This window comes from Leptolyngbya sp. FACHB-541 (genome assembly GCF_014695875.1).
GTDB lineage: Bacteria > Cyanobacteriota > Cyanobacteriia > Elainellales > Elainellaceae > JAAUTN01.
Genome location: NZ_JACJPC010000045.1, coordinates 21,184 through 27,183 on the forward strand (window position 1 = coordinate 21,184; position 6,000 = coordinate 27,183).

The following is a 6,000-nucleotide window of genomic DNA, read 5'->3' on the forward strand; positions in this document are numbered from 1 at the left end:
TAGCTCTCCCTCTGTAACCTTAAAGCTTCCCAAAACCCTTATTATAGCCTTAACAATCTCAGGTTGAAACCGCACAAGACATTATTCGCTATAAAAGCTGAGCAAATCTGCAAATCTACTTCTAGCACAGACAGCTTGCTCAAGCTTCTCCTGACTTTTATATAAGCAGGCAGGATGCCTACGTTACAGCCATTTCAACGGAGAGTCAATATCTTAGGGCTATTTCCTTAAGTTAACCTATTTCTCGGGAAGCCCATCTTAATTTTTTTGGGAAGCCCACATTATGCGGTCGCATAATGTCATAATGTACAGAGTAACAAGGCGCACAGAAAAACTGCTGAAATTTGTAACAGCAAGATTTTTCGTGATATGTTACTATATTAGAGATTAGGCCTAACAGCATTTCGTAAAGCCGCATACAGAGGTGCTGTATTTCAATTAGGCAATTTCTTTGAAGATATTTGAAAAATTCAATCATCATGCCTGAAAGTGTTATGGAGCAACAAGTTGCTCACCCAATGGTGAAGCTTCAGCGTCAAGTGCGATCGCTTGTAGACTCAAAGCTGCTAAAGCCAACAGACAGCATTTGGAAGATTGCCCTTCTGTATGGCGACAACTGGTCATACTGGAAAAAAGAACTGGAAGATTTCGAATTTTCCATGCAAGACCCGGTTATTGACCTCATAGAGGTCGAAACTTGGGAGGAAGACAACTAAAGCAATCGTGTTTAGTAGGAATAATTTTTGAGAGGAGTTAAGCAAAGCTGCACGCCCACTCAAGGATGTTCCTAACCTCAATCACATAATTTGAACCTTGGGGAAAACATCGTTGCCCCCAAGGTTTTTATTTTGCCTGAATCTTAGGAATCTTAAGACTTCAATTGTTCAAGGTTAGGACGTACCTTAGCTCGAATTGTCACAACCGTAATATTGTCGTGCCCATTGTACTGATTTGCCAGTTCAATTAACTGTTGAACGCCCAGCTCCAGGTTGGTTTGAGCATTCAACAAGGGGTCAAGATGGGTTCGCCAATGAGTTTCGAGCAAATCGTTGTCTGTCATGCCATCAGAGCAGAGGATTAGCAACAAATCCTCGTTGAGTTCAATGAACTCTACATCTGGGCTGATAAAGTTCTCATCTCTGGGCCCTAGTGCCTGAGTAAGTTGATAGGCATCAGGGCGAGCATAGGCGATCGCAGGATCTACGCCGCGCTGGATCTCTCGTTGACCAACTTCGTGATCGACCGTGACCTGCTCTAGCCCCCGTCTACGGCTAAAGCGGTAAAGGCGGCTATCTCCTACATGGGCGATTGCTGCTTCCGTATCTTGAATTAGCACCAAAACTAGTGTCGTCCCCATACGACCGCTACCAGAGCGAGCATTTTGCTGGTTCAGGTCGTAGATTGCTTTGTTTGCCTGGTGAATGCCCGCTCGGATAGCTTCCTCGTTGGGTAGCTGATTGTCGCGCCAGTTTTCAGCAAAATATTGCCTGAGCGTATCAACAGCCAGGGCGCTTGCCACCTCACCCCCTGCGTGTCCGCCCATACCATCGCAAAGAATGTACAGCCCTCTAGCGTGCAGAGTGCGTCCGGTTGGGCTTTCTAATTTCTCTGTTTCAGTTTGAACGCTGAAATAATCTTCGTTGTGGTCGCGTTGGTGGCCAATATCAGTACGCCCTGCATCTTCCAGGCTCATCAGCTTCATAGGCAACACAACGGTCGGCACATCATCACTGTCACCCGGAATCTCCTCGTCGGGCACACCCAACTCTAGCCGAGTGAGGCTATCAGAATCGCTCAGATCTGCGGCTGAAGAGGGTATGGCTGGGTTCATGCTTAAGTCCGTCGCGCCAACCGCATTAGGGTTCAAGTTAGACGCAGCCCCTTGGGAGGTTTCCACCGCGCTGGGTGTTGCATCAGAATTAGCTGGATCGATAGGAAGTTCGGGCATAGCCTTTGGCGTTAAGTCAGGTGTATGGTCGTCAGGCTGAAGTTCGTTGGCGATCGCTTCTAGACGCGATCGCAGTTCATTCAGAGCCGAGATGTTCCCCACCTCCAAATCCTGGCACAACTGCGCTAGAGATCCAAGCTGAGTTCGTTGAGACTGCTGAAACAACAGTAGCCACACCCGCCCTAAGTCCTTTAGCTCCAGTGGGCCTTCGGGTTTCTCTAAATACAGGCGTTGCAAACACAAAAGCTGGTCTTCATCCACCCGTAAGTTGTTCAGCTCTAAAAGACTCTGACAGCAATGTTGAATCTGTAACACGGCCCAAAGTTCCGTCATTTCATGGAGCCAATGTAAAACCTGAATGGGCAGCACATTTGGATCACTCCACAAATCCATTAGCAGTGGTAAATGTGTTCGATCCTCCAGCAGAACTACAGTTTGCCCGTCACGTTCCCAGGCATCATGAATCAGCGGCAAGGAGGGATAAAGCTGTTCCTGTAGCGTTAAATAGATTTGAGCGATCGGTGAAATAGCCGTCTTTACAGCACTTTCAGACTGTCCAATTAAGTCAATTGCTTGAATAGAATCAGACTCAGCAGCACTGGCAGTCGAATCTTCTGCTTCGATCGATTCTTCATCTAGAGGGTAGCCTAACAACACTTCCAGGGGGGAAAGCTGAAACGGTTGGCAGTCCAGTACCCTGACCTCTACATCCGTTGCCATTGACGATGCTGGTAGAGGTGCAAGGAGTCGATAGCGCTGCTGAATGTCAAGATAAGCCCCAACTGGCAGAGACGCCAAGGAGTTAGCAACTTCTGCTTGCGTGGACTGCTGCACTGCTGCACTAGCAGAACCTTGAGCCAGTAAAGATCTAGAAACAATTGCCTGCCAGGTCGTACCAACGACCGCACCACAGTGTGAGCAGTTTTCAACATTGAGCAGATTTGCAGATTCGCAAACTGGGCAGACCCGCTCGGTCAAAGAAAGCCCGCAGTTTTGGCAAAACTTCCCGCTGTCAGGGTTGTCAAACTGGCAGTTAGGACAAACAAGCATCTTGAGACTTCCTTGGGGACTCTTTACTCTGGCGATCGCACCAGAGGGGACACATACCAGCCCATTACCCTTTAATGCACGGCTCCTAAGCAAATACACAACACCCAGTGAGTGCTGCGAAACGCCTTAAAAGCTGCATTGTGTACAGGTTACACGATATAAGCAAAACCCGTATTCGGTAAATTTTTTTTAGGGTACCCAGGTTTAGGAAAACTGGAACAAGAAACTAACTTTATCGCCTTTACCAAACGAAATCCGGTCACCCGGACGCAATCGATGGCGATCGCCTGGTTGCAGCGGCAGGTTGTTCACATAAGTTCCATTTGAACTGCCCAAATCTTCTAAATAGAACATATCTCCCTCAACCCGGATGTCAGCATGTACGCGCGACACAATATCGGAGTCGGTCATGCCTGACAGATCAATATCGGGTGGAATCTGACCATTAGGCTTACCGATGTGAATGACGTTGACGTGAAGTGGCAACTCAATCACGCTGTTGCTTTGAACGTGAAACAGACGAGCAGCCGTTTGCTGGAGCCGAGTGCTGGTATCTGGAACTCTACTACCCGCAGCCGCTGGAGATGGCGGTTGAGTGACATCAGGGGCGGAAGCACTGCCAGCAGCCTGACCAGAATCGGCATTGCCGGAAATAATGGGAGGCAAGTCAGAAGAATTTTGAGATACAGCAGGTTCCATCTGTGCAGCGGGTGATAGCGGATCAGGAGCCTCAGACCCCGGTGCTTCCGTCGAGGACATTGCGGACACTGAAGTCCCAGCTAACGCAGGAGGAACATCTGGTGGCAAAGAGACAGGGTCAGGTGGAACAGGATGCTGAGGCATAGAAGTTTCGTCTCCTGTATTCTCGATTTCTCCTGTATTTCCAATTATGGTAGGAGCAAGCGGTTGAGATGGCGGTGCCGGAGGCTGCACTGGAAGCTGTCCCTGAGATTCGCTCTGCTGCAAGTCGTGTCCACATTGCCCACAAAAGTGAGCCGCTGCTGACACTCTAGCGCTGCAGTTAGGGCAGGAAATCAGCGCTGGTAAAGGCGTATAGCAAGCCTCGCATTCTGTTGCCGTTTCTGGATTGGCGTGGGCGCAATTTGGACAAGTAATCATAAAAAACGTCAAGTTTCTGAGAGTTTTGTCTACGTTGACCTTAAATAAAGTTGAGAATATTCCAAACGGTGCGGTTGATCCGCTAGAACCGTGGTAGGTAGTAATGAAATGATGACAATGATAGAGGGAGATCTATCAGAGATGAAACCAGATATAAAGCAAATCAAGGTAAAGCAGGAAAACTTAGCAATTGAGGACAATGCAATTCCTGAATCTCTGAAAAAGACGCTAGATACCATTGCAGCTAAAGCGGCTGATCGGAAGGACGAGGTGGTTAATGTGTTGAGCAATGAGCAGCCAGCTAAAAGCCGCATGGTGGACGATTCCTATATTCAGTGTACTTGGTGGGAAGGTTGCTACTATTGCCAGGATGAAGACAAGAACTGGCACCGAGTTAAGTGTTTTACGTAGTTTCTTCTGAGGTACCAGGAGCAGAGTGCGATCGCTGCTGTTTCAAGCGGCGATATCCCCAAAAAGTGGCTCCTACAAAAATTAAAAGATAGGGGCTATAAACCGCTAGCCAAATGCTGAGCTGAATGAAATCAACCGTCAGCTTGCCCATTGAGTGAGAAGCACTTTCCCAGGTTTCCCGAAGCTGGATGCCGATCGCCCGCTGGGGTGGGGTATCAGCGATCGCCCCTTCTAAACGCAAGTTGATGGTTGAATAAGCGACCCGATTTTGCAGGCTGCTAAGCTGAGCGTCAATTTGCTCAATCGAATTGCGAATTGTGCTAAGTTCCTGGGCAACCTTCAGCACTTCCCCGATGTTGCCCGATCGCTCCATAATTTGCAGCAGCATTTCCTCTGACTTTCGCAGGTTTCTCAGCCGCGCCTGAAAATCTACAAGCTGAGTTGAGACATCCTCAGCCGCAATGGACTGCCGCTGTACAGTTCCCAATTCGCCGAGTGTCTCTAAAGTTAGCTCTAGCCGCTCTTGAGGCACTCGCATTTGAAGTGAAGCGGTGTGGCGGTAGTAGTCATTGGGCGGAGTCTGGTTTTGTAAACCCAATATATCGCCTTGCTGCTGTTGAGCGATCGCCGTTGCCCGTTGAAGGCTCTCATCCACTGCATCCACCACAACTGTAATGTCTGCCGTTTTGATCATTTGAGGAAGCAGTCGCGGCACTTCAGCAACCACAGGTGCTGCCGCTACATCGGCTGTTTCAGCAAAATTTTGCCCTGCCATTGGAGTTCCCGTTGAAGCTGGGGCACTCGCCGTTGAATCACCCGCAGGCAAGGGAGAGCTAGCACAACCAACTAGCATTGCACCTCCACACAGAGCTACACCAAGCAAACCTCGCCTGAGCAAGTATTTAGAGTCGTTCACTGTAGCTAATTTCCTTAAGCTTCAAAGTTGAATGCTGCGAGTATGACTATTTCCAATGCCAAAATTTGGATAGTTGCAATTTAAGAAACACGCCTATCCCTCCACCCCTCCAGTGCAGCTTAAAACAGGAGCAACCTTCGACCCCACAGGCACCTACCGCTATTCCCGATGGCGAGAATGGGATGCAAACGCACCAAAGGTTGGATTCATCATGCTGAACCCTAGTTCCGCAGATGCTGAAAAGAACGATCCAACGATTCGCCGCTGCATCAGTTTTGCTCAGTTCTGGGGGTATGGCTGTTTGGAAGTGGTCAATCTGTTTGCCTATCGTGCAACGCACTTGAAGGATTTGCTGCAAGCAACTGACCCAATTGGGGACAAAAATGACCGTTATCTGAATGCAGCCATGCAAACTGCTGAAATGCTGGTTGTGGCATGGGGTAATACCAATTCTCCAAAGTAAGGCGACAGATGGTATAAAGCTTGTAGAGGGTTCAACGGTAGAATATGGCAGGAGTTTACAAGCTAGAGATTAAAGAGAGTGAGGAAGAGCTCA

General features: G+C 48.5%; 6 protein-coding genes. 3 read left to right on the plus strand and 3 right to left on the minus strand.

Going from position 1 to position 6,000, the window contains the following annotated elements; translation table 11 throughout:
* Window positions 1-494 precede the first annotated feature (494 nt).
* Window positions 495-716 (plus strand): DUF4327 family protein, encoded by a 222-nt coding sequence (locus tag H6G00_RS08340; RefSeq protein WP_190644130.1) that lies wholly within the window; start codon window positions 495-497, stop codon window positions 714-716.
* A gap of 152 nt (window positions 717-868) precedes the next feature.
* On the opposite strand, the gene H6G00_RS08345 is transcribed toward H6G00_RS08340, so the two are convergent.
* Both H6G00_RS08345 and H6G00_RS08350 read right to left on the minus strand, forming a co-directional pair.
* On the minus strand, window positions 869-2,998 hold the full coding sequence (locus H6G00_RS08345) for a serine/threonine phosphatase (protein ID WP_190796396.1): 2,130 nt from the start codon (window positions 2,996-2,998) through the stop codon (window positions 869-871).
* 204 nt (window positions 2,999-3,202) lie between these two features.
* Window positions 3,203-4,117 (minus strand): FHA domain-containing protein, encoded by a 915-nt coding sequence (locus H6G00_RS08350; RefSeq protein WP_190796397.1) that lies wholly within the window; start codon window positions 4,115-4,117, stop codon window positions 3,203-3,205.
* Window positions 4,118-4,258: 141 nt separating this feature from the next.
* Between H6G00_RS08350 and H6G00_RS08355 the strand changes: the two genes are divergently transcribed.
* Entirely contained in the window at window positions 4,259-4,528 is a 270-nt protein-coding gene (locus H6G00_RS08355) for a hypothetical protein (RefSeq protein WP_190796398.1), read from the plus strand.
* Here the strand turns inward: H6G00_RS08355 and H6G00_RS08360 are convergent.
* Complete coding sequence (locus H6G00_RS08360; RefSeq protein WP_199318385.1) at window positions 4,521-5,444, minus strand: DUF4349 domain-containing protein; 924 nt, start codon at window positions 5,442-5,444, stop codon at window positions 4,521-4,523. The genes H6G00_RS08355 and H6G00_RS08360 overlap by 8 nt on opposite strands.
* A gap of 73 nt (window positions 5,445-5,517) precedes the next feature.
* On the opposite strand from H6G00_RS08360, the gene H6G00_RS08365 reads away from it, so the two are divergent.
* Entirely contained in the window at window positions 5,518-5,907 is a 390-nt protein-coding gene (locus tag H6G00_RS08365; RefSeq protein WP_199318386.1) for a DUF1643 domain-containing protein, read from the plus strand.
* Window positions 5,908-6,000: the final 93 nt, after the last annotated feature.

What these genes read in the sequence shown, in the direction of transcription:
- H6G00_RS08340 (WP_190644130.1), top strand. Translation starts at nt 495, where the DNA reads ATGGAGCAACAAGTTGCTCACCCAATGGTGAAGCTTCAGCGTCAAGTG.
- H6G00_RS08345 (WP_190796396.1), bottom strand. Translation starts at nt 2,998, where the DNA reads ATGCTTGTTTGTCCTAACTGCCAGTTTGACAACCCTGACAGCGGGAAG.
- H6G00_RS08350 (WP_190796397.1), bottom strand. Translation starts at nt 4,117, where the DNA reads ATGATTACTTGTCCAAATTGCGCCCACGCCAATCCAGAAACGGCAACA.
- H6G00_RS08355 (WP_190796398.1), top strand. Translation starts at nt 4,259, where the DNA reads ATGAAACCAGATATAAAGCAAATCAAGGTAAAGCAGGAAAACTTAGCA.